The following is a 24405-nucleotide window of genomic DNA, read 5'->3' on the forward strand; positions in this document are numbered from 1 at the left end:
GTTCGAGCCTTGAGAGTTCTGTTGAGCGAAAACCTGCAAATCCGCATCGAAAAAAGCTTTTCCGCCATTGCAAAAGCGGAGTGGGACACGCTTGTCGGCACGCGCCCGAACCTTGACGGCGTCGGCTACACCCCCTTCCTGTCCCACGCCTTCCTCTCATCACTGGAGGAATCGGGATCGGCCTCGCCCGAGACAGGCTGGCTCGGTCACCACCTTCTGCTGGAGACGGAAGACGGAAAACTGATCGGCGCGCTGCCGTGCTATCTGAAGAACCACAGCCAGGGCGAATATGTGTTCGACCACGGCTGGGCCGATGCCTTCGAGCGCGCCGGCGGGCGCTATTACCCGAAGCTGCAGGCCTCCCTGCCCTTCACCCCGGCAACCGCCCCGCGTCTTCTCGTGCGCGAGGGCTATGACAGGGCGACGGTGCAGAAGGTTCTGGCGGACGCATTGGTGACGGTCAGCGAGCGGCTCAATGTTTCCTCAGCCCACGTCACCTTCGTGCCGGAGGAGGAAACGCCGGTTTTCGAGGCGGCGGGCTATCTTCACCGCACCGACCAGCAGTTCCATTTCCTCAACAAGGGTTATGCCCGCTATGACGACTTTCTCGACACGCTGGCCTCGCGCAAGCGCAAGGCGCTGAAGAAGGAGCGCCGCGCGGCGCTTGAGGCCGGCATCACCGTCGACTGGCTCACCGGCGATGACCTGACCGAGGACATCTGGGACCAGTTCTTCGAATTCTACATGGATACCGGCAGCCGCAAATGGGGCCGCCCCTACCTGACGCGCGCATTCTATTCGCTGATCGGCGAACGCATGCCGCGTGACATTCTTCTGGTCATGGCCAAGCGCGACGGACGCTACATCGCCGGCGCGATCAACTTCATCGGCTCTGATGCCCTCTACGGTCGCCATTGGGGCTGTATCGAGGATCATCGCTACCTGCATTTCGAGGTCTGCTATCACCAGGCCATCGATTTCGCCATCGCCAACAATCTTGCCCGCGTCGAGGCCGGCGCCCAGGGCGAGCACAAGCTGGCGCGCGGCTATGTGCCCGTCACCACCCACTCCGCCCACTACATCACCCACGAGGGGTTACGGGACGCGGTCGCCGCGTTTCTCGTTCACGAACGGGAGGACGTCGCGCATTTCAATGATATCCTGAGCGCGCACGCGCCCTACAAGAAGGGCGAATGAAGCGCCGGCAACAACGGAGTGAACACCATGGCAGACGAAACGCATATCGCCGAATATGAAGACGACAACATCTTCGCCAAGATTCTGCGCGGCGAGATCCCGGCCACGAAGCTTTACGAGGATGACGACGTCATCGCCATCATGGATGTGATGCCGCAGGCGCCGGGCCATGTTCTGGTCATCCCGTGCAAGCCCTCGCGCAACCTGCTCGATGCCGATCCCGTGGTTGTCGGCAAGGCCATGGCCGTGGTGCAGAAAATGGCACAGGCGGTGAAAGCCGCGTTCAAGGCTGACGGCGTCTTCATCGCCCAGTTCAACGAGCCGGCCGCCGGCCAGACCGTCTTCCACCTCCACTTCCACGTCATTCCGCGCCATGAGGGCGTGGACCTGAAGCGCCACTCGGGCGTTATGGAAGAAAGCGCGGTCCTTTCGGCCAATGCCGAAAAGATCAGGGAGCACCTCTGACATCAAACAAGGAGAACGATGGAAGCCCTGATAGACGATATCACCACCACAGGCGGTAGTGAAAATCTGGTCTTCTTCGTCCGCCTGGTGGGCGCGGCCCTGTTCGGCGGGCTGATCGGCCTCGAACGGGAAATGCAGAACCATGCCGCGGGGCTGCGCACCCACATTCTCGTCAGCCTCGCCGCCGCCCTCTTCGTCATCGTCTCCACGGAAGTGCCGGACCTGATGCCGGAGGTTTCCGATGTGCTCAGGATCGACCCGACCCGCGTGATCCAGTCGATCACCGAGGGCGTTGCCTTTCTCGCAGCCGGCATCGTGTTTTTCCAGAAGGGCACGGTCAAGGGGCTGACAACCGGGGCCGGGCTCTGGTTGTCCGGCGCAATCGGTCTCACCATCGGGCTCGGACTCTGGACACTGGGAATCTTTTCCTCTGTCCTCGGCGTCATCGTCCTGCTCGTGCTGCACAGAATAGAGGTGCGCACGAAGCTCAGCCGTCGCAAGACGAAGGACAATCGCTCCGGCGAAGCGTGATCAGCGCTCCAGCATCACGATATCGGCCCTGTCGCCAAGCTCGCTCCGAGCTATGTCGACAAGGCTTTTTTCATGGGTGAACAGGATCGTCTGGATATCGCCGCCAAGGCCCGTGAGCGCCTTCAGGCCGGCGGCACTGCGGACATCGTCGAAGGTCTGGAAGATATCGTCGACGATCAGCGGCGCCGGTTCGTTTCGACTGGCGTAATCCTCAAGGAAAGCGAGGCGCAGCGCCAGCCAGAGCTGATCGCGCGTGCCGTCGCTCAAACCAGCCACCGGCACCTCGCTGCCATCAGTCCGACGGGCGGAGAGCAGCAGCGCGTCATTGGCGCCATAATTCTGCAGCAGCCTGTCGAAGCCGCCCATCGTGAGCGCGGAAAAATGCCGCCCGGCCTTTTCAAGGATGGGATCGGCGCGGCCCTGGCGATAGCGCTCCATCGCCTGATCGAGCAGATTGCCCGCAAGCTTCAGCACCACCCATTCGCGGGCAAGCTCTCGCGCTTCCTCCTCGGCGGAGCCCCGGTCGAAGGCCGCCTGTTCGGCGCTTTCGCCGCGCCCGAGCTCCTGCTTCTTGTGGCGGCATTCGGCACGTCGCTGCAACAGTTCCTCGCGCACGCCCTCGTCCTCGGCCTCTTCGGCGGCAAGCGCTTCACGCTCCTGCCGGCAGGCGATCACATCCAGCCCCTCGGCCAACTTGCGCGTTTCCTCCGCGTCCGCGCCTTCGCTGCCGTCATCGAAGCGCCGCTTCGCCTCGGCAAGCGCGTTCTTCAGGGCGGCCCGCTCCTCAAGGCGCGCGGGAAGTCCTTCCATGACGACACCCGGCGGCAGGGCCTCGGCGATTTTCGCGATTTTTCCCCTGCAGGAAGCAAGGTCATCCTCGAGCGCCTCAATCTCCGCGTTCAAGGTCGCGGCAGCCTCTTCGAGCGCCTTGCGGCGGGCGGCACCCGACGTGTCGCGGTCGATGCGTTCGCCAAGGATGCGGACACTCTCTTCGGCGTCGCGCCCGGCAAGGTCCGGCGCCAGCGCCTCGGCGAGTGCATCGACAGCCGAACGGAAACGCGCGACACGCGCCCGGCCTGCCGCAATCTCGCGCTCGAGCCTGTTCTTTCTTTCCAGAAGCTGCGGCACCCTGCCCCAGAGCCCAAGCGCGGTTTCGGCCGCCGCAAGCCCGGTTCCCGGCTTCAGTCCGACATCGGCAAGGCAGGCTTCATAACGCCCGGCAAAATCGCGGCGCACGGCCTTCAATGCCTCAAGCTCCTGCTCCCGCCGCGCGATGGCCTGACGGGCGGCGGCAATCTCCGCCTGCTGCCGGCGCGCATCCTCCCAGCGCTCGGCAAGACGCTCGATCCGGGCTTCGGCAAGGCGCGCCAGCGCCGGAACCGGCATCTCGGCATCCGTCTCGTCCGCAAGCGGTAGAAGGCTTGCGCGCAACTCGTCCTTCAGCTTGTCCAGTCCGGACTGCCGATCGATGAGGCTCAACAATTGCGCGCGCTGATCAAGCAGCACGGCAATCTGACGCAGCCATTCGAGCATGTCATCCGGCGCGCCGGCCTCGACGCCTGCGGCGCGGAAAAGCGCCCGGTGGGCTTCGCGCTCCGCTGCAAGCTCTGCGGTCAGCCGCTCAGCTTCACGCTCTGCGGCTTCACGATCCCGCGCCAGCGCCGCGAGACGTTTGCGGTATTCACCATGTCGGGCCACCGTGTCGGCATTGTCGAGGGCGCTGTCGGCAAGCCCATCGGCGGCCTTTACCGCCGCGACGTAGCGCGCATGATCGCCGTTTCCTGCGGCAAACGCATCGAAAAGCCTGTCGCGCTCAAGCCGGCCGGCCGCAATGTCCTCGCGCGTCGGCACGGGCGCGTCGCCTGCCTCCCCGGCGACCAGCTCCTCGATTTGCAGGCGCTCCTGATCGCCTTCGGCCTTCCTGCGCTCCAGTGTCTCCAGAGAGCTGCGGATCGCCGAAATCGTCTCGCCCGCCGCCCGCACCGCCGCCTGATCCGGCAGCGTCGCGCGGGAAAGGCCGAAGATATCGGATACGGCCGGGCGCAGCAGTGCCGCATTTTCCGCCAGGGCGCGGCGACGACCGGCAATATCGGCATCCAGCGCCTCGGCATCGTCGAATTTTGCAATGTCGGGCCGCAGGGCATCGAAGCGGCGGCGCAGCGGCGCCGGATCGGTCAATTGACCGCCGCCGCCTTCGCCCTCGAGGTTTTCGAGTGAGGCGCGGCTATCGGCAAGACCCTTTTCAAGCGCGGATGCCTCGCGTTCCAGCCGCCTTGCCTCTTCGATCACCGCGTCCAGTTCGGCAAGCACGATATTGTCCGGCCGGTTCTGTTCCAGACGTTCGATGTCGGAAATGCCAAGCTCCGCGGCCAGGATGGAAAGCGCGGAAAGCGTTTCTTCCAGTCCGGCTTCGCGCTCCGGCAGGCCGCTGACAGCCTCGGCATAAAGCCCGCTTTCGCCGTGGAGACGGCGGATTTCCTCGCGACGGGCGAGCAGCCGGTCGTCGATCTTCAGCGCTTCAAGATCGCGCCGCAGCGCAGCGAGCCGCCCGGCCTTGCCTTCGATCTCGCTCTTGCGCTGGTCTTGGCGCGCATGGAGCCTCTCGAGTTCCGCGCCGGTCTCGTCCACGACCGATTCCAGATCGGCAAAGGCCTGCAAGGCGCGCTCATGGCCGTCGATCTCGGCAACGAGACCGCGCAGCCGCTGCAGACGGTCGAGCGTTTCCATGCGGGTACGGCGCGCGTGCTGACGTTCGCCAAGCGCCGCAAGCTCCTCCTCGATTTCGCTTTCCTCGCGCAACAACGCCTTCCAGTCGCTGGCGTTCAATTCCAGCGCCCGCTCGGCCTTGCGCGCCGCGTCATGCCGGTCGAGCGCCTGGTAGAAACTGCGGTTCTGCGACCGGCGCGGGCCGTAGATGCCGTCGGCATCCGCTTCAAGCCTCTGCGCGATTGCCCTGAGCCCCGTCAGTCCGGAGGCTGCGGAAAACAGGATCTGCCCGATTTCGCCGCCATCGGCGAGCATTTCGTCAGCCCCTGCCCGCAGCCGTTCGCTGTCAAGCCCAAAGGCCCGCTCAAAGACGGTGCGGTCGAGACTGCCGAGATAGGCGGAGAGCGCATCGTCATTGAGCGCGGTCTCGCTGTCGCCGCCGGCAGCCAGCAGCGTGTCCTTGCGGCCCTTGCGGCGGCGGAAGGCAAGCGTCTCGCCGGAGCGCGCGCGTATTTCCGCGCCGATCCTCAGATCACGCGCCGGATGCAGAAAATCATAGCCGACATCGCGATCGGGAAAACCGAAGAGAAGATCGGAAAAGGCCGCGAGTGCGGAGGATTTTCCCGCCTCGTTCGGCCCGTAGACGATATGCAGCGCGGCATCGGGCCTGAAGGTGATGGAACGGCCGGAAAAATGTCCGTAGCGCAGGAGATCGAGGGAGAGAAACCGCATCGTTCAGCCCTCGCCCGCAAGCCGCGCGCGCAGGATGTCGCGCGCTTCCGCCAGAAGCTCGGCCGCGCTGGCGCCAAGCGGCTCCTCGTCCGCCGCCACGCCGCCCGGCAGCTTTCGGGAGATCTCGCCGACGAGTTCGCTGATGCCGGCGTCTTCGCCCGCTGCGATCGATCCGACCAGCGCATCGATATCGACCGCGAGGTCACCTGCCGCAGCGGGCCTTTCCGTGCCAGCTGCCTCAAGCGCGATCACAAGCTTTTCGAGCCAGAGGTCGGCGTGAATGCGGTGGCATGCAGCCTGAACGTCATCGCGCCACTGTGACCGTTCCGCCTTGATCCGCTCGGCTGACGCATGACGGCCGGAAAGCGTGACCCTGAGCGCGTGAGGCCGCTCATCCGCCGCCTCGGCAAAGGGCGAGAGCGCCGCCTCGATTGCGCCGGGAATGGCGCTTTCGGGCAGGTTTTCGGCAAGCGTCACCTCCACCGTCTCGAACCGGGCGCAATCCAGCATCACCCGCTCATAGCGCGGACGGCCGCCCTCAACGCTCACCAGCACCGCGCCCTTCGCCCCGGTCTCACGGATATTGCGGCCTTGCAGATTGCCCGGATAGAGCGTCAGCGGATCGGCCGAAACCTCTTCGAACGCATGGACATGGCCGAGCGCCCAGTAGTCATAGCCGCGCGAGGCGAGATCGACGACCGAACACGGCGCATAGACGGCATGCGGCGGGCGGCCGGACAGCGAGGTGTGCAGCACGCCGATGTTGAAATGGCCGGGCACGGCCGGCGGATAGGAGAGCGCCAGATTGTCGGCCGCCACGCGCTCGGCAAAGCCCTGACCGTGCAGCGCCACTTTCAGATGTTCTATGACAAACGTCTGCGGTCTTCGGGCGGAGAATTCATGGACGCCTTCCGGCATGGCGATGGTGCGGGCAACGATACTCTCGGCGTCATGATTGCCGCGCAGGTAATAGACGGGAATGCCGGCGCGCGACAATCGCGCGACCTCGCGGTTGAAGAACAGGCCGATATGATTGTCCTTCCAGGCGCCGTCATAGACGTCGCCGGCGATCACCAGGAAATCCACCTGCGCGGCGAGCGCATAGTCAACCAGCGCGGAAAAGGCATCGCGGCCGGCGGCGGCGAAGCGTTCCGCCATCTGCCGGTCCTTCAGCATCAGCCCGGAAAGCGGGCTGCCCAGATGCAGATCGGCGGCATGAATGAAGCGGAAGGACGTCACAAATCACCTTTCCCTGTTTTTTCTTCGGCCCTTGCGGCGTAAAAGACCTTAGGTTCACACCGCAAGCCCAAACAAGCGCCGGACCGGCGCCTTGTCCCGTCCGCCTCTTTGAGGGCGGGAATCAGACATTCACCGGAGGAACGCATGCATTATCACAATTTCGGACGCACCGGACGCCCCGTCTCCAATATCGGCTTCGGCGCCTGGCAGATCGGCGGCTCGTGGGGTTCCGTCAGCGAGGAAGACGGCCGTGCGGCGCTGAACGCCGCGCTCGATGCCGGCATCAATTTCATCGACACGGCCGATGTCTATGGCGACGGCCGCTCGGAAAAGATCATTGCCGACGTTCTTGCAAATCGCGGCGGCGAAAAGCCCTTCGTCGCCACCAAGGCCGGACGCCGCCTCAATCCGCATACGGCCGACGGCTACAATCGCGAGAACCTCGAAGGCTTCATCGATCGCAGCCTGAAGAACCTGAAGACGGAACGGCTCGACCTGGTGCAGCTCCACTGCCCGCCGACCGAGGCCTTCTACCGGCCGGAGGTGTTCGAGGCGCTGGACGCCATCAAGGCCAAGGGCAAGATCGCCAATTACGGCGTCAGCGTCGAAAAGGTTGAGGAAGCGCTGAAGGCGATCGAGTTTCCGGGCGTCGCCAGCGTGCAGATCATCTACAACATCTTCCGCCAGCGCCCGGCCTCGCTGTTCCTGCCGGAAGCGAAACGGAAGAACATTGCCGTCATCGTGCGCGTGCCGCTCGCCTCCGGGCTTCTGTCGGGAAAGATCACGCGGGACACTGAGTTCGACAAGGAAGACCACCGCAACTTCAACCGTTCCGGCGAGGCCTTCGATGTCGGCGAGACCTTTGCCGGCGTGCCCTTCGAGATAGCGCTCGATGCGGTGGAGGAAGTGCGCAAGCATGTTCCCGGCGGGGAAAGCATGGCGGCCTTCGCGCTGCGCTGGATCCTGATGAACGAGGCGGTCACCGTCGCCATTCCGGGCGCGCGCAATGCCGAACAGGCCAGGGGCAATGCGCGGGCCTCCGACCTTCCGGTGATCGGCGCCGATGTGATGGCGGCGATGGAGGAGATCTATCGCAGCCGCATCGCGCCCCACGTCCACCAGCGCTGGTAGAGAGAAGTAAAAGGAAGGGGCGGAGCGCGCAACGCTCCGCCCCTTCTCGTCATTTCATCGGCCGAAGCCTGATCACCCGGCTTCGCTCACCCGCGTCAGGGCCACGGCAAGCTGTTCGCGTTGCGTCTTCAGTTCGGCAAAACGTTCGCGTTCGGTCTCGACGACTTCCGGATCGGCATTGGCGATGAACTTCTCGTTGTCGAGTTTCTTGCCCGAACGCTCGATATCCTTGTCCACCTTGCCGATCGCCTTTTCCAGACGCGCGGTTTCGGCGGCGACATCGATCAGGTTGCCGAGCGGAATGCACGCCGTGGCCTCGCCGATGATCACCTGGGCCGCGCCCTTCGGCGTCGTCTTTTCGAAGTCGAGCGAATCGACGCGCGCAAGGCGCTCGATCGCCGGGAAATGCCGGGCGCTGCGCTCGCGCGTCGTCGAGTTGGCCCCGACGAAGATCAGCGGCGCCTTGGCCGATGGCGGAACGTTCATTTCGGCGCGGGCGGAACGGATGCCGGAAACGAGATCGACCAGCCAGTTGATCTCATCGGCAGCCGTGTCATCGCGATGGAGCGGCACATGCCAGTCGGCGTGGCAAAGCAGGCCCTCGCCGCCGATATGGGCCCAGAGCTCCTCGGTCATGAACGGCATGAACGGATGCAGAAGCTTGTAGGTCTCGGCCAGAACATAGGCGACGCAGGCCTGCGCCTCGGCCTTGGCGGCCTCGTCGTCGCCCATGAAGACGGGCTTCAGCAGTTCCAGATACCAGTCGCAGAGTTCATGCCAGACGAAATGATAAAGGGCGCCCGCCGCCTCGTTGAAGCGATAGGATTCGATCGCCCGCGTGACCTCCTCGGCCGTCTTCGAAAGCTCGGTCAGGATCCAGCGATTGATCGTCTGCGTCGCCTTTTCCGGGCGGAAGGAAGCGTCCAACTTCATGCCGTTCATCTCGGCAAAGCGCGTGGCGTTCCACAGCTTGGTGCCGAAATTGCGGTAGCCGGCGATGCGGCTCGTATCGAGTTTCACGTCGCGGCCCTGAGCCGCCATGATCGCCAGCGTGAAGCGCAGCGCATCCGCGCCATACTCGTCAATCAGGTCGAGCGGGTTGATGACATTGCCCTTCGACTTCGACATCTTCTGCCCGTTCTTGTCGCGCACCAGGGCGTGGACATAGACGGTATGGAAAGGCTCGATCGGATTGCCGTGTTCATCCTTCATGAAATGCAGCGCATCCATCATCATGCGCGCGACCCAGAAGAAGATGATGTCGAAACCGGTGACGAGAACGCTGGTCGGATAGTAGCGCGCCAGTTCCTCCGTCTTTTCCGGCCAGCCGAGCGTGGAGAAGGGCCAGAGACCGGAGGAGAACCAGGTGTCGAGAACGTCTTCGTCCCGGGTCAGGATGTTGCCGGGTTCGTAATTCTCAAGCTGCTCCTCGACCCAGGCCTTCCACGGACCTTCGTGGGAAATATAGTGCTGGATGGCCGCCTCGAGCGCTTCTTCCTCGGTCTTCTCGACGAAGACGGAACCATCCGGGCCGTACCAGGCCGGGATCTGGTGTCCCCACCACAGCTGGCGCGAAATGCACCACGGCTCGATGTTTTCCATCCACTCGAAATAGGTCTTTTCCCAGTTCTTCGGCACGAACTTCGTGCGGCCCTCGCGAACGGAAGCGATCGCCGGCTCGGCCAGCGTCTTGGCATCGGCGAACCATTGGTCGGTGAGCATCGGCTCGATGACGACGCCGGAACGGTCGCCATGGGGCTGCATGATCTTCTTGCTCTCGACGAAGGGGATATCATTACCCTCCTCGTCCTTCACGGTCACGGCAAGACCCTCGGCATTGATGGCATCGACGATGCGCTTGCGCGCCGCGTAGCGGTCGAGGCCGCGATATTCATCGGGCACGAGATTGATGTCGTCGACGTCGGCCTCGCCCGGCAGTTCGCCGGATTTCGCGATCTGCATGGCCTGGCCGGCACAGGTCGCGTAGGGCTCGCCATCCGCGCGCATCGCCGCCTTCTCGTCCATCAAGCGATAGAGCGGAATGTGGTTGCGGCGGGCGACCTGGTAGTCGTTGAAGTCATGCGCGCCGGTGATCTTGACCGCGCCGGAGCCGAAATCCGGATCCGGATATTCATCGGTGATGATCGGGATCAGACGGCGATGTTCCTTCGGACCGACCGGGATTTCACAGAATTTTCCGACAATTGGCGCATATCGCTCGTCTGACGGATGAACCGCGACCGCGCCGTCGCCGAGCATGGTTTCCGGGCGCGTGGTGGCAATCGAGATGTAGTCGCGTTCCTCCTGGAGGATGACGTTCCCGTCCTCGTCCTTCTCGACATAGGTGTAGGTCTCGCCATCGGCCAGCGGATATTTGAAATGCCACATATGGCCGTCGGTCTCGCGGTTCTCGACCTCGAGATCGGAGATCGCGGTCTCGAACTGCGGATCCCAGTTGACGAGACGCTTGCCGCGGTAGATCAGGCCCTGCTTGTAGAGCGTGACGAAGACTTCGAGAACGGCTTGCGAAAGCCCCTCATCCATGGTGAAGCGCTCGCGCGACCAGTCGCAGGAGGCGCCGAGGCGCTTCAGCTGGTTGAGGATCTGCCCGCCGGATTCATCCTTCCACTCCCAGACCTTGTCGATGAAAGCCTCGCGGCCCATTTCGCGCCGGCCGGGAAGCTGTCTTTCCATCAACTGGCGTTCTACGACCATCTGCGTGGCGATGCCCGCATGGTCCATGCCGGGCTGCCAGAGCGTATCCTTGCCGCGCATGCGCTCGAAGCGCACCAGAATGTCCTGCAGCGTGTTGTTGAGCGCGTGACCCATATGCAGCGAGCCGGTCACGTTCGGCGGCGGAATCACAATGCTGAAAGACTCCGCACCCGGCCTGGCGTTGGCGCCCGCGCGGAAGGCGTCGGCCTCCTGCCAGCGATCCGCGATCTTCGGTTCGACGCTGTTCGCGTCATAGGTCTTGTCAAGCATTTCCGTGCCAATTCCTGTTTTGAAAGGAGGGCCGGCGCGCGCGGCCGACCATCTTTTCCGGTTTTTGACGACCCCCGGTTTTGCCAGCAGAAAGCCGGTCGAGAGCCAGATGTTGTTAAGCGTTTGGCGCGAAGCCTGTCAACAACAAAGCCGCCCCGAAAAGGGACGGCCCGGGGGCCCGAAGGCCCTAAAAAACAGGCGAGCGGCGCGGTGCAATCAGCGCCGGCGCATGCGCTCGAGTTCGCGCGCGACCACATTCTCGACGATCGAGGGCATATGGGTTTCGAGCCAGTTGCTCAGGAGCGGACGGAGCTCTTCGGCGACGATTTCCTCGATGCTGCGCGCGCCCTCGCGTTCGAGCGCGAAGGAGAGTTCGCGCAACGCCTCGGAAATCCGCATCTCCGATTCAGCGGACAGCAGCGGTGCGTCGTCGCCCGCGGCTTCCGATGCGTCCTGCTCGTCGCCCGGCTCGAACTGGCCGGACGCCTCGCGCACCTGGCGGGCGACCTCGCCCATCGTGCCCGGATAGACCGCCTGGAAGGACTGCCGGTCGTCGGAAGCTCCTTCATGGGAAGTTTCCTGCCGATAGGTCGGCTCTTCCGGCGCGGGCTGCGTCTGTTCCTCCACGCGATAGACCTGCTGTTCGGCCATCGGCGGCTCCTGCCGCACCGGCTCGGGCTGAGCCGGCTCCTCGGAGGCTGCGGCCGGCCCGTCGCCGGCGTGATGGCGCGAAACGATCACCGGCTCGCTCGCGCGCTCGTCTTCGCGCTGATACCAGTCATCTTCGCGATGGCCTGAAGGCTGCTGACGCGCCTCGTCGCTGCGGTTCTCAGCGCTCTCGCGCGTCTGCGGGGATCGGTAGCCCGGCGAACGCCCGGCATCCTCGCCGCTATCGATGATCCGCCGAATGGACGCCAGAATCTCTTCCATCGTCGGCTCTTGCTGCAACTTCGGCTGCGCCATGACAAACCTTTCTGCGCGCTTATGCGAGTTTTCCGTCGACCCGAATCATACCCGAGGATAAACCCGTTCCAACAGGCCCCGCCCTGAAAACATCATGTTTTCAGGGCTGTACACAGTTTTTTGGAAATGAACTGTCTTGATGACGCTCGCTCAGAACTCAAACGCCTTTTCGCGCGTGAAGCCCGGCAGCGGCTTCACCGCGGCATTGAAGGACAGGAACTCGGAAAAGACGTCGCCATCGCGACGATAGATCTTGGCGCGCGCGGCATTGCCTGCGCCTTCGACGCAGACCAGTCGCCCGCCGTCGCGCAGCTGTTCGAGCAGCGCGTCCGGAATGTATTCAACCGCGCCGTTGACGAAGATCACGTCATAGGGCGCTTCCGAAGGGTAGCCCGCCGTCAGGTCGCCGACGACAGCGGCGGCATTGTCATAGCCGAGCTCCAGAAAATTGTCGCTCGCCGACTGAACCAGTTCCTCGTCACTGTCGATGCCGACGACCGACTGGGCGAGAAGGGAGAGCACCGCGGCGGCGTACCCCTCACCCGTGCCGACGACGAGAACCACATCCTTTTTGGACACTTCGACCAGTTGAATCAGCTTTGCAAGCGGCGACGGCTCCATCATGTAGCGGGCGGGACTTTCGGCGGTGGCCGGCTTCACCTGGATATCCTCGTCGATATAGGCAAGCGGCTTCAGCCCGGCAGGAAGGAATGCCTCGCGCGGGACCGAGAGAAACGCGGAGATCACCGGATGCGCCGTGACATCGGTGGTGCGGATCTGGCACTCCACCATCTTTTCACGCGCCGTTTCGAAATTCATCATCGCCATCAACCTCACAGTGCATTTTCGCCAGCCATCGGGAGCCACGGGAAACCGTCACGCCGCCTGAGCATTTTTCTTAAATGCGCCGCCGCCCCGTGGCAAGACGTGAGTGCGCCGCATCGCCAATTTGCGGCGTTTGCCGGCAAGACCGTTTCCGCCTTGGACGGAGCCGCAGAACCGATCCAGACGCTTGTTTCGACGCATTTTCGCGGATGGCCGATGTTTCCACCTGACTGTGAAATGCTGACATGAAAAAGGGCGCGTCGCCCGCGCCCTTCCCGATGGTTCGCAATTCAATATTCGATTGTCAGCGGAATTCATGCACCAGATTGCACAGACGCTGGAGACCCTGATCGTAGTTGTCAGGCGTGCGCATCACGCTGCCGCACTGGCGGCGCACCACTTGCTGCTCTTCGCCGGAGAGCTGATCGAAGGCCGTCACCAGGCGCTGGTCGTCGCGGCCGGACGGCATTTCGCCGCCGCCGGCCGTGCCGCCGCCGCCTGTACCGCCGCCATTGCCTCCGCTGCCGTCGCCGGAGCCGCCGCCATTGTCGCCGCCGCCGCCGCCTATCGGGCCGCCGGGTGCGCCGCCGTCATCCGAACCGCCGATGCCGACATCGACATCCGCGCCGATGCCCGATCCGCCGCCGACATTGGCGTCGGCCGAGGCGTTGACGCCGGAAGAGCCGCCGACGCTGGCATCCACGTCCGCGCCGATCCCGGAGCCGCCGCCGACATCGGCATCCGCGCTCGCATTGACGCCACTGTCGCCGCCGACGCTGGCATCGACACCCGCATCGACGGCCTGACCGCCCCCGACATCGGCGCCGGCATCGGCGTTGACGCCATTGTCGCCGCCGACGCTGGCGCCGACATCAGCGCCAACGCCGCCGTCCGCGTTCTGACCGACGTCGACGCTGGCATTGATGCCGTTCTCGCCGCCGATGCTGACGTCGAGCGCGCTTGCCGTTCCTGCGCCCGAAAGAACAATTGCGCCCGCAAACACGACGCTGGCCAGCAGTTTCGATTTATGACTGAATGCAAACATGTTTTCCTCCTTGCGGACCGCGCGATATTCAGGCGCACCCTGAAACGACGGCTCCATTCCCAAGTATCATAGGCCTTTGCTGCGACTCCTCTCGGCCGCGTGACAGTTGAACGGCCGCCAACGGAAAAAGGTTCCTGGAAAGTCAGGTATTCGCAAAAGGCATATGATTTCAGGAATATATTTCTGAAGAAAAATATCCGGGCAGAGCTGCTTCAGACCTTGCAGAAGTCATGACAGCGCAATCACTTCTTGGAAGACTACAGAAGAAAGGCGCTTTCGGCATTGACAGGATCCCGTTGGCGAGGACGCGGACCTCGCGCCCGCCCCTTTTTCACTGCCTGCGAAAGCGGAACAGCCCGAAACGCCTTTCCCGTCCCTTTTCCGCGGGGCCGGAGGGGCTGTACTGCTCATCCTCGGGCGGGGCGCCTTCGGGCGGAAAGTCGAGCGTGTCCCGGAGAGCGGAAACCTCGCTCGCCGCGAGGTTCGGGAACGGAAGCTTTCCCTCGTCGCGCCAGCCTGCCACAGCCTGTTCGGCAGCCTCTCCCTTGTCGGCGTCGATGCCGCGATCACGCGCGAGATAGAGGGTGCGGGCCGGAGATGCGAATTCGCTCCCGGACTTTTCGACGATATCCATCATCCGCAGGATCACGTCTTCCTGAATGGCGAGAAAGTCAGAATAGTCGACGGTGCGGATATAGGCGAAGATTTCGTATTCGATTCGGTTCTCGCTGATCCCGAGAAGGCGCACGCGCGCCGGATCCGGCAGGACCTTGGGATGTGCGATCAGCATGCGCCGGATTTCGGTCAAGAGATAGCGCAGCTGGTCCCGGCCGGTCTCCGGCCTCAGGGCAAAGCGCCGGCGCATCAGCACACTGTCGCGACGGGTGAAATTCTCGATGCTGTCGGAGATGAAATCGGAATTCGGAATGGTCAGCAGCGTGCGATCCAGCGTTCGAATGACGGTCGCCCTGAGCCCTATATGCTCGATCGTTCCGATCCGACCGTCGAAACGGCCGAGGTCATTGACGTCGACGGGTCGGTCGACGAACAGGATAAAGGCCGAGATCACGTTTTCCAGCGTCGAACGCGCCGCAAAGGCGATGGCGATGCCGGAGATGCCGAGGCCGGCAATCGCCGCGCCATAGGGAATGGAGAGCGCGTCGGCAAACAAAAGGATATTGGCGCAGACCACCAGAACCTTGGCAACGCCCACCAGAAGCGACGCCAGGATCGCCCCGCGCTGATTGATCAGTCCGGCGCGATCGATGGCGTGATGAAGCCGGTCGACCAGCCAGAATTCGATCGGGATCGCGCCCGCGATCATCATCAGGACCGCCATCGACTTGATCGCACTGCCGAATTCGGAGGGCAGGCCAAGAATGGCGAAGCCGAGATAGTTGATGACGCCGAAGGCGAGAAGGCGAAATCCCCAGATCGCAAAGGCGCGGCTGCTCGCCGCCTTCTCCGTCGGATGGCCAAGCCGCGCGGCAACCGAAAGGAGAAGTCCGACAACAAGGGCGGCGACAACGGCGACGATGAAGATGGCGACAAGGCCGGCCCATTGCCAGGCCTCCAGCGGGCCGACCGGCTGCAGCGCCGCGGGCGCCGCCCCGGCGACAATCGCGCGGATCCTGAAATACGGCGCTTTCGAATGGGCATCATAGGGCAGAACCCGCACGGATGGCGGCAGGTTTTCCGTCGCCGCGTAAAGCCCGCGCACGGACCGCACGGTTTCGGGCGTGAACTTCCATTCCACTCCGTCATCCGTCTCGGTCGGGGCCAGCACGATATCGCCGGCCGGGTGGGTAAAATAGACAAAGGGCTCCAGCGAACCGGGATCATTGGGAATTTCCTGGAACACGACCTCGCCGATCCTGGCGATCACCTCGTTCAGATATTCGGCGACAAGCACCGACTGGCGGTCGCGCACCACCGTCGGCATCTCGGAAAGATCGAGCGCAGCAATCGCGGTGTCCTGCATGGCGGGGCCGGCGCGCATGGCGTCAACGAAGCTCTCCATGGCGGCGCGCGGCGTCGAGCCTTCGAAACGGCCGCCGCCCTTGTAGCCGCCGCTTTGCGCGGTCGCCGCGATCTCGGAAAACAGCTCTTTGACGAAATCGGCCTGCGGCGCGACCATGAACCAGTCCTCGCCGACACGGCGGAACTGCAATGGCAGCGTCCTGCCGTCAAAGCGCGTCAGCACGAGCTCGGCCTCATCGGCCTCGGGCGCCTTCGTCTCGAAAATGTCCGGATCGACGGTGAACTGGTCGAGCAGAAGCACGAGCGGCGCCAGTTCGCGGGCGTGGTTCTCGCGCCCGCCCTCCGGAAAGATCAGCATCGAAAGGAGATCGTCCTGGTATTCCAGCCGCCCGCTTTCCACCGCCTCCGCGGCAATCAGGAAAGTGCGCAGCGTCTCGGAGGGCGAGGACTGAAAGGCGCGAAGGGCCTGGTCATGATCAGTGCTGATCCGCGCGCCCGTCCACCACTGCTTGTTGCCGAGCCGCCCGACAAAACTGCTGCCGTCCTCCGAGAGGATGAACTCGAACGAGCCGCTGCCCTTCGGCGTGGCCCATGTCCCGACAAGCCGCCTGCCCTCGGCCTCGCCTTCGAGCCGGCCATTATAGGCCGGGTATCGCCCGGTGACATGCGTGCCGTCCTGCTGCATGTAGACCCGCGCGCCGCCATCGAACCAGCGGGAATCCCAGGCGCCGGTCCATGAAGCGGGCGCTGCCGTTGCCAGCGCGGCAAGCCCAAGGAAAAGAAGGATGAGGATCGAGAGGACGACGGCAAGACAGGCGCGCTCCGAGACGGGCCGGTCAACCCTCACCTTCGCCAGTTCGTTCTCCATCAGCGCCAAGATTTCAGCCCTCCCCCGGTTTTGCCACCGCGCCGGGCGGACTGTTGCGCAGAACAAGACAGGGCACGACCGACCAGATCACGAGAAGGGCAAAATAGCCCATTTCCGGAATGACATGGAAATAGCCTGCCGCCAGCAGGCCGGCAAACATGATGATATGGGCGATGACGCCCCAGCCGACGCTGGCAACGACCTCCCGTCGGCTGGCGATACCCGCCTTCAGGAAACGGTGATAGATGGCGAGCGAAAGCGGGAAGAACAGGACGATTGCCGTCAACAGGCCCGGATTGTAGCCGCCCCGGATGATCGCCATACCGACATGGCTGACGGCGTTCACCAGAACGATCGACACCATGCACAGCGCCGGGAACAGGTGGTGGCGGGATCTCAGGATCGCCAGCGCCGCCACAAGCCAGACCAGCGAGGTGTTGATGACGAAAACCCCGGCATCGGTGAGCGGCGGCGGCGTGCCGGCCGGGGCCCGCATCAGGTCAAGCAGCACCATGTTGACATAGGGCTTGAAGGCGTAGACCTGGCCGAAGAGATCGACCCAGTGCTCCTCGAACTGGTGAATGATATAGGCGATCCAAAGGATCAGCGCATAGAGGCCGATATCGTTGTCGGAGAGCCGCAAGGGCCTGTCGGAAAAGGCAAAGGCCAGGAATACCAGCAACGGCGCCATGAAGGTGCCGAGCTTCATCCAGCCGGCGAGCAGAAATTCATGCTGGCCGAGCGGCAGCCACAGCATGGCGAAGGCCAGAGCCAGAAAGATGAACGCCCGATTTTCCGCCATGCCCTGCCTCCGCCGCGTTTCCCCCGTGCAACCCGAGGTTAGCGTTGCCTGAAATTATCGCAAGCTCCGCCGGGGCGGAAGCCGGTCAGAACCGGTAGCCGAACCTGATCGAGCCGGTATGCGACTGGTAGTCATCGGCAAAGGCGCCGTCATACTGGAATTTCAGCTCCATGCCCTGCCGCTTGGCAAGGTCCAGCCCGAGCGTGACATGGCCAACCGTGTCGGCGATCGGGGTGAAGGTGGAGAAACTGTCCATCGACGAGAGACCGGCAAAGCGCGATGTCGTCTCCCAGCTATCGGCCGTCAGGAACGAAACCCCGAGATCGCCGTAGAGCCGCGCCGGCCAATCCTCGCGGAACGGAATCCGCGCGCCGAACTCGACACCCGGGGTAACCCCGAAGGCGGTATCCGAATTCCCGTCGACCATCAGGTTCATCGCCCCCGCTCCGGTCTCGGTATAGCTGAACTGGTGCATGTTGATGACGTCGAAATCGACCTTCGGACGCATGTAGTAATCATCGCCGAAGGCAAATTCATAGGAAGCGCGGGCGCGGGCGAAGACCATTGCCGAATCCGGTTCGCCGCGCGCGGTGGCCGAAAGTGTGTCGAGATTGATGTAGCGCTTCGAATCGCCCCAGTTGTAGCCTGCGCCGCCGACAAAACCGAAGAGCCAGGGACCGGCCTCCTTCTTCAGCGCCACCGCGCCGGTGAAGGATTGCTGTTCCATCTTTTCAGAGCCGCTGTCATTGCGGAACCAGCTGTTCTCGTAGGTCAGGCCCGAGCCGAGGAACCAGCCATCGGCCAGCGCCGCCTGCCCGCCGAACTGCAATCCGCCGACCGATTGGGTATAGCCTGAGGAATCGCCGTGCTGGCCCTGCGTGGTCTCGCCGCCAAGCGCGCGGCTCCACACGCACGAGCCCTCGTCCATCATCACGCCGGTTGTCGCAAAGGCCGGGCAGGAAAGCACGCTGTTGGCAGCCGCGATCGCTGCCGAGGGCGAGTTCGCCAGAGGGGCGGCCGCCGTCTGCGAGGCAAGCTCCAGCAACATGTCGTCGAATGTGTCGGGATCGGCCTGATGGAACGCGCCGAAGGCCGCGCCGAGCGAAATTTCGTCCTCGGCGAATTTCACTTCCGTCGCGCTGCCGTCCGCGATCCTGTCCCAGGCCTGCTGCAGCGCCCGCGAGACGCCGCCTGCATTTCTGCCGAGCGATACGCCGTTGTCGGCAAAATGCGCGTCAGCCACGGAGAACCCATGCCAGCCCTCGGCCGATTTCGTCACGTCGGTGAAGTCGAAGACCAGGGAGGAGAGCGCCGAGAGTTCGGCCGTATCCATTCCCTCAGCCTTCAGGAACTCGGTGCGCGTGTTTGGCAGCAGAGCGTTGGCGTTGATGTCGACGCCCCAGGTGCCGGCAAAATCACCTTCGATCAGAAGCGTGTCGGCCGTGCCGTTCTCCATGTCGACGTCGAGCCCGGTCAGAAGTCCGCCCTTGCTCGAATTTTCGGTGCGCCAGTCGATCCGTCTGTTGCGCTCGAAATAGCTGAAGGGCGAGAAGGCGGTCGACAGGCCGAGATCGGCAACGTCATAGGCGCTGCCCGCATCTTTCGTGCCGACGCCGAGAAGGTCCCCGGTCACGCGCGTCCGGATCGTGTTCCACGCCCCGCCCGGATTGATGTCGCCGGCGTTGAGGATGCCGCCCGCATCGGCAATGTGGCCGGTCACGAACGTGCCCGTGCCCTGATTGACGAACAGGCTGGAACCGGCGCGCGCCGCCGTCTGCATCACGCCATCGGCGGCCGAGGAGGCACCTGCGAACTTGTGGTGGACAATATTCCCGGTCACCGTGCCGTGATTGTATTGCATCAGCACGGTTCGGTCGGCGCCGGAGGAATAGATCGCGCCGCCGCCATATTCACCATTGCTGGCCGCCGCCGTCGAGCCGGAGAGAACGCCGCCGCTACCGACCGTCAACGTCATCGCCGGACCGGTTGCCTGCGACCAGAGCCCCCAGGCGGTCGGATCGGAAACCTTGACGCTGCCGTTGATCGTGACTTCGAGATTGCCATTCTGCGCATTGCCGGCAACCTTCGAGTCCTGCTGATTGTTGAAATTGGCGAGCGTGCCGGCGTAGGTCTTGCCGTTCTGCAGGAAGATGCCGCCGGAGCCGCCGACCGCCTGTGCGACAACGCCATGGGCATATTTCCCGCTGGTGCTGACGCTGCCGTCGACCGTCACCGCGACGTAGCCGGTCTGATCGGCAATGCCGGAATCGTTGGAATAGTAATACTGGCTGTTGGTGAAAGTGCCGCCGTAGGAGCGGTAGAAAGCGTTCAGCTTCTGGGCGAGATCGGCCGAAACGCCGCCGCCGCCGGAAACAGTTTGCGCAAGAATGCCGAAGGCGCCATCGCCGGAGGTGACGATCGAGGCGTTTTCCTTGACGCTGATATTGACGGTGTGGGCACTGGATGGCGCCTGCTTCTGCACGAAACCGGACTGGTCGAAATTGTTGGCGGCCGCCGTAAGAAAACCGCCGCCGCCGCTGATCGACTGGCCGGCAATGCCGACGGAGCGTTTGCCTGATGTATTGATCGAACCGTAATGGTTGACGATGACATTCTGCCCGTCGGCGTGACCGTTGTCACTGCCGCCGCCGAAGATGGAGCTGATGACGCCGGAGATGCTTTCATCATTCACCGCATTGTAGGTGCCGAGCGCGACGCCGGCGAAACCGCCGCCGCCGCCGATCGACTGGCCGAGAATGCCGTTGGCATTGTCGCCTGAGGTGGTGATCTTTGTGCCGCCGATCGTCTCGACCAGCACATTGCCGCCGTTGCGCGTGCCGTCGGACTGGCCCTGCGCCCCGAACTTGATCGAGACCTTGTCCATGGCATAGCCGGTCTGGATCGCATGTCCGCCGCCGCCGCCGAGCGACTGGGCAATCACGCCATTGGCGGCAAAGCCCTGGGTGTAGATATTCGCCGCATAGACCGTGACATTTCCGCCGTCGCCTGCCGCGCCGTTCGTCGCCCCGAAGGAAATCGTCGAGATATCAAGGTCGGCTTCCGGTCCGGAAACCGTGACGCTGTTGGCGCTGGACGACGTCGAAACCGCACCGCCGCCGCCGCCGATCGACTGCGCCAGAACGCCGTGGGAGAAGGAGCCGTATGTCGTGGTCGTGCCCTTCGACTGCGACGAGCCCTTTTTCTCGACGCCGACATAGACATTGCCCCCGTAACCGCCATCGCCGCCGGAAGCCCCGGTATTGGCCGATAGCGTGACGCCGACATCGAAGGAGGGGTGCGCCTTGACCCATTCGGAGAACTTGACCTTGGTTTCCTTCTCGAATTCGAAGGCGTGGCCGATGGAACTGGTGCCGGAGCCCCCCTGCCCGCCGCCGCCGCCGATCGACTGAGCAACCAGGCCGGGAGAAGAATCGCCCTTGGTCAGGACCGTGCCGTTGTTCCAGGCATAGACGCTGCCGCCATCGCCGCCCGCGCCGCCGGTGGCGCCGATGCCGACCTCAAGCTTGTTGTCAGCGTCGACATCGCCGGTTCCGCCGCCGCCCTTGCCGCCGCCGCCGCCGATTGAGTGAACGAAGAGGCCGGTTGAATTCGCGCCATAGGTCCTCACCGCGCCGGTATCGGCAACGCCGCCATAGGCCGAGCCGCCGTCGCTGCCGCTGCCGGCATTGCCGCCAATGGAGAGCGAAAGATTGAAGGTGGAGCTGCCGAAGTAATCGATGCCGTCGGTCTCGCCGGTTCCGCCCTGGCCGCCGCCGCCGCCGATCGATTGCACCAGCATGCCGTCGGCAAAATCGCCGCTGGTCTTGATGGTCCCGTAATTATGCGCGTAGGCCTTGCCGCCCGCTCCCGCCGCGCCGCCATCGCCGCCGAGAGAGAAGGTCAGCGAAGCGGTGACGGATTCGCCCTCGAGTTTCTTCTGAAGCTCGGCCTCGCCGTCCGTCAGCTTGGCGAAAGCGCTCTGCAGCGTCGCGGTTCCGGCCGCAGCCGTCGAATCGCCGCCCTGGCCGCCGCCGCCGCCGATCGATTGCACGTGGAGGCCAAGCGAACCCTTCTCGGCGGTTGTAACCGCGCTGCCCTTCTCCAGGATCGCCTTGGCTTCTCCGCCGTCGCCGGCGACGCCGCCGTCTCCGCCATGGGAGACGGACATGGAAAGCGCGAAACTGTCACCCTTCTCATCGAAGGGCAGGCCGAAGGCGAGCGCACTTGCACTCGACGCGCCGCCGCTGCCGCCGCCACCGCCGATCGACTGCACGAGAAGCGCGGTCGCATCATAGCCGGAGGTCGAAACCGCGCCGGAATGGGTCAACTCCGCTTCTCCGCCATTGCCGCCGTCACCACCGGTGCCGCCGGTCGCAATCGCGATGTCGAAGGTCTTGCCGGCGGAAACCGACTTGGCCGCGCCGCCCGAGCCACCGCCGCCGCCGATGGACTGGATCACTATCCCGAGAGCATTGACGCCTGCCGTTGAAACCGTGGTTCCGGACGACGTGGTGACACTTGCCGTATCGCCATTGCCTCCGCTACCGCCGCTGCCGCCGACGGCATCCGAAAAGCCGATACCCCAGGCCGTGGCCTTGCCCCCGGCGCCGCCGCCGCCGCCGATCGACTGCGCGATAATGCCGGCCGCGTAACTTCCGTTCGTGGTGATATTGCCGTTGGAGGTGATCGTAACCTCATTGCCATCCCCGCCATTGCCGCCATCGCCGCCGACGGCAACAAAAAGCCCGCTCTTGTTGCGGCCCGTGCCGCCGCCGCCGCCGATCGACTGGGCGACGATGCCGTGCGCATCCGCGCCGTAGGTTGTCAGCACGCCGTAGTTCTGGACCGAAGCCGTGCCGCCGTCGGAGCCGTTGCCGCCGGACTTGCCGCTTCCGCCAATGCCGCCGATCGCGCCCGAACCGGTGTTGTCGCCGCCGCCGCCGCCAATCGACTGGGCCAGAATGGCGATGCCGCCGCCCAGCAGAACATCGCCTGTGCTCTGCGTGCCGGTCTTGCCCGCCGCATATCCGCCATGGGTGGTGACCGCCGCCTTGTTGGTCACCGTGACGCCTGCCGCATAGGCGCCGCTTGACGCGCCGCCGACCTGTTGCGAAGCGGAGTTGGTCACCGCCGAATAATAGCTGTAGGACTGCGTGGCGATCTCGCCGCTCGACGTCAAAAGCCCGCCGCCGCCGCCGATCGACATCGCCACGATGCCGTGGGAATCGACGCCGTAGACGTCGATTGCCCCATAATTCTTGACGGTGACTTCTCCGCTTGTGTTCGACGCGATATTGGCGTCGCCCCACTGGAACCCGCCATTGCCGTCCCAGACATAAACGCCGCCGCCCGCCCCGGACGAGATTGCCGCGATGCCGTGGGAATGATCACCCTTGGTGGTGATCGCGAAGTCGCTCTTGACGTAAACGCTGCCGCCGGTGCCGCCCTTGCCGTTCTGCGTCGTCGTCGCCGTCGAGGCAACCTGGCCCAGCCCGCCGAGCGAGGTGGCCTGAATGCCGCTGGAATGGGCACCCGTCGTGGCAATCGAGCCGCCGCCCGTGACCTGGGCATAGACGGCGCCCGCCGCACCGCCTTTCTTCGAGGCATCATAATAGTTCAGGCTGGAGCCGCCATAGCTGGCCGCAACGATGCCGCCCGAATCGTCTCCGGACGTCTTGATCGTGGTGCCGGATGCACCGTAGACCGTCACGGAGGCCTTGCCGCCATTGCCGCCGTCATAACCGCCGCCCGAGCCATTCGTGTTGACCGGGCCCTGCCCGCCATAGCTTATGGCCGTCAGCGCAGCGCCAGTCTCACGCTTGTCAAAGGTCCAGTCATCACCAATCTTGCCGGCGGCAACCGTCGAAACCGTACCGGTAAAGGCACTGTCGCTCGAACCGAGCGTCACCGTCGCGGCGTCCGCATTCCCGCCGGTCCCGCCTTCCATGCGGTTCCAGGAAATATTGTTCGGGCTGTTGCCGCCGTAGGAGGCTGCGAGGATGCCGCCGCCCGCATTGCTCGAGGCGATCGTATTGACGTCGCCCGACACCGTCACGGTGGCGGTATTGCCCGAACCGCCGGTCAGCGCCCAGGTCGCGCCTCCGCGACTGATGGCGACGATGCCGAAACCGTTCGCCGAGATATCGGCTGTGGTGCCCACCGTGACCGCGCCGGCATTGCCGCCATAGGTCGCATAGGCCGTGCCGCCGCCGCTGACGACATAGATGCCGTGGCGGGCCGCGTTCTGAATGATCGCCTTGTTGTAGACGGCAACGGAGCCGCCCGCCCCGCCGGAATATTTGTCGGCGTCCTTGACCTCGCCGCGGAAGGCGTTGCTGCCTGCGGAGACAACGCCGATCGCATCGGAATGCCTCCGGGTGTAGAAATGCGTTCCGCCCGGCGCACTGAAGGAAATCATCGAAGCGACATCCGCTTCCGCCGAAACGTCGATCGTCGCGGTGTTGGTGATCGTGATGTTCAGGCCCTGCTGCGGGTGGACCGGCGGCATGTCGTACTGGCTGTAGTAGACATTGCTCGACTGGTACCAGGTCATCGCCCCGCCATAGGCATATTGCGGCGCGGTCACGGTCCCGGAGGAGGAGATGGTGCAGGCGAACGTGGTTGTGCCGATCGCGCCCGAATTGTTGACGTAGTTGCCGGTCGAACTCGGATCGCAGACTGCCTGCGCATAGACCCGGCTGTAGCCGCGCGAATAAAACGGCACCGGAACGCCGGAAAGCGCGCCGGCAAGCGCCGTGGACTGAAACAGCAGCGAGGAGGCGATCCAGCGTTTCCGCATGCCCGTCCGCACCGGCTTGCCGGCCTTGCCGTTCCCGGAGCGCTTGCCGCCGACAGCTTTGGTCATGTTTCGTCCCCCCGGGCGCATTTTCTGGTTTGCGGAATCTTTTGAGAAAGCCCGGGAATCACTCTTGATGA

General features: G+C 64.1%; 13 protein-coding genes. 4 read left to right on the forward strand and 9 right to left on the reverse strand.

The window, feature by feature from the left end:
• Positions 1–21: 21 nt before the first annotated feature.
• The 3 genes from JET14_RS11365 to JET14_RS11375 are packed head-to-tail and all read left to right on the forward strand — an operon-like array spanning position 22 to position 2193.
• Entirely contained in the window at positions 22–1197 is a 1176-nt protein-coding gene (locus tag JET14_RS11365; RefSeq protein WP_200333614.1) for a GNAT family N-acetyltransferase, read from the forward strand.
• 27 nt (positions 1198–1224) lie between these two features.
• Positions 1225–1662 (forward strand): HIT family protein, encoded by a 438-nt coding sequence (locus JET14_RS11370; protein WP_200333615.1) that lies wholly within the window; start codon positions 1225–1227, stop codon positions 1660–1662.
• 18 nt (positions 1663–1680) lie between these two features.
• The gene (locus tag JET14_RS11375) at positions 1681–2193 is read left to right on the forward strand and encodes an MgtC/SapB family protein (RefSeq protein WP_200333616.1); all 513 of its coding nucleotides are present in this window, start codon (positions 1681–1683) and stop codon (positions 2191–2193) included.
• On the opposite strand, the gene JET14_RS11380 is transcribed toward JET14_RS11375, so the two are convergent.
• Together JET14_RS11380 and JET14_RS11385 are read right to left on the reverse strand one after the other, a co-directional pair.
• Positions 2194–5631: an ATP-binding protein gene (locus JET14_RS11380; protein WP_200333617.1), complete on the reverse strand. Its 3438-nt coding sequence runs from the start codon at positions 5629–5631 to the stop codon at positions 2194–2196. It abuts the gene before it with no gap.
• Positions 5632–5634: 3 nt separating this feature from the next.
• Positions 5635–6870: a metallophosphoesterase family protein gene (locus JET14_RS11385; protein ID WP_200333618.1), complete on the reverse strand. Its 1236-nt coding sequence runs from the start codon at positions 6868–6870 to the stop codon at positions 5635–5637.
• 144 nt (positions 6871–7014) lie between these two features.
• On the opposite strand from JET14_RS11385, the gene JET14_RS11390 reads away from it, so the two are divergent.
• Positions 7015–8001 carry an aldo/keto reductase gene (locus tag JET14_RS11390; RefSeq protein WP_200333620.1) on the forward strand — a complete coding sequence of 329 codons (987 nt, stop codon included), beginning with the start codon at positions 7015–7017 and terminating at the stop codon, positions 7999–8001.
• Between the two features lie 72 nt (positions 8002–8073).
• Here JET14_RS11390 and JET14_RS11395 read toward each other — a convergent pair whose 3' ends face one another.
• The 7 genes from JET14_RS11395 to JET14_RS11425 form a co-directional block, all read right to left on the reverse strand.
• Complete coding sequence (locus JET14_RS11395) at positions 8074–10986, reverse strand: valine--tRNA ligase (protein ID WP_200333622.1); 2913 nt, start codon at positions 10984–10986, stop codon at positions 8074–8076.
• Positions 10987–11202: 216 nt separating this feature from the next.
• On the reverse strand, positions 11203–11949 hold the full coding sequence (locus JET14_RS11400; protein WP_200333624.1) for a DUF2497 domain-containing protein: 747 nt from the start codon (positions 11947–11949) through the stop codon (positions 11203–11205).
• A gap of 150 nt (positions 11950–12099) precedes the next feature.
• A complete protein-coding gene (locus JET14_RS11405; protein WP_024707974.1) occupies positions 12100–12768 on the reverse strand; it encodes a protein-L-isoaspartate O-methyltransferase family protein in 669 nt (222 codons plus the stop codon).
• A 310-nt stretch (positions 12769–13078) separates the two neighbouring features.
• Entirely contained in the window at positions 13079–13819 is a 741-nt protein-coding gene (locus tag JET14_RS11410; protein WP_200333626.1) for a hypothetical protein, read from the reverse strand.
• A gap of 331 nt (positions 13820–14150) precedes the next feature.
• Complete coding sequence (locus tag JET14_RS11415) at positions 14151–16667, reverse strand: mechanosensitive ion channel family protein (RefSeq protein ID WP_246750626.1); 2517 nt, start codon at positions 16665–16667, stop codon at positions 14151–14153.
• 13 nt (positions 16668–16680) lie between these two features.
• Positions 16681–17469, reverse strand: coding sequence for an HXXEE domain-containing protein (locus tag JET14_RS11420; protein WP_200333630.1), 789 nt, complete (start codon positions 17467–17469; stop codon positions 16681–16683).
• A gap of 85 nt (positions 17470–17554) precedes the next feature.
• Positions 17555–24334, reverse strand: a complete 6780-nt coding sequence (locus tag JET14_RS11425; protein ID WP_246750294.1) for an autotransporter outer membrane beta-barrel domain-containing protein — start codon at positions 24332–24334, stop codon at positions 17555–17557.
• Positions 24335–24405 lie beyond the last annotated feature (71 nt).

This window comes from Martelella lutilitoris (genome assembly GCF_016598595.1).
Lineage (GTDB): Bacteria > Pseudomonadota > Alphaproteobacteria > Rhizobiales > Rhizobiaceae > Martelella > Martelella lutilitoris_A.

What these genes read in the sequence shown, in the direction of transcription:
- JET14_RS11370 (WP_200333615.1), top strand. Translation starts at nt 1,225, where the DNA reads ATGGCAGACGAAACGCATATCGCCGAATATGAAGACGACAACATCTTC.
- JET14_RS11375 (WP_200333616.1), top strand. Translation starts at nt 1,681, where the DNA reads ATGGAAGCCCTGATAGACGATATCACCACCACAGGCGGTAGTGAAAAT.
- JET14_RS11380 (WP_200333617.1), bottom strand. Translation starts at nt 5,631, where the DNA reads ATGCGGTTTCTCTCCCTCGATCTCCTGCGCTACGGACATTTTTCCGGC.
- JET14_RS11390 (WP_200333620.1), top strand. Translation starts at nt 7,015, where the DNA reads ATGCATTATCACAATTTCGGACGCACCGGACGCCCCGTCTCCAATATC.
- JET14_RS11395 (WP_200333622.1), bottom strand. Translation starts at nt 10,986, where the DNA reads ATGCTTGACAAGACCTATGACGCGAACAGCGTCGAACCGAAGATCGCG.
- JET14_RS11400 (WP_200333624.1), bottom strand. Translation starts at nt 11,949, where the DNA reads ATGGCGCAGCCGAAGTTGCAGCAAGAGCCGACGATGGAAGAGATTCTG.
- JET14_RS11405 (WP_024707974.1), bottom strand. Translation starts at nt 12,768, where the DNA reads ATGAATTTCGAAACGGCGCGTGAAAAGATGGTGGAGTGCCAGATCCGC.
- JET14_RS11410 (WP_200333626.1), bottom strand. Translation starts at nt 13,819, where the DNA reads ATGTTTGCATTCAGTCATAAATCGAAACTGCTGGCCAGCGTCGTGTTT.
- JET14_RS11415 (WP_246750626.1), bottom strand. Translation starts at nt 16,667, where the DNA reads ATGGAGAACGAACTGGCGAAGGTGAGGGTTGACCGGCCCGTCTCGGAG.
- JET14_RS11420 (WP_200333630.1), bottom strand. Translation starts at nt 17,469, where the DNA reads ATGGCGGAAAATCGGGCGTTCATCTTTCTGGCTCTGGCCTTCGCCATG.
- JET14_RS11425 (WP_246750294.1), bottom strand. Translation starts at nt 24,334, where the DNA reads ATGACCAAAGCTGTCGGCGGCAAGCGCTCCGGGAACGGCAAGGCCGGC.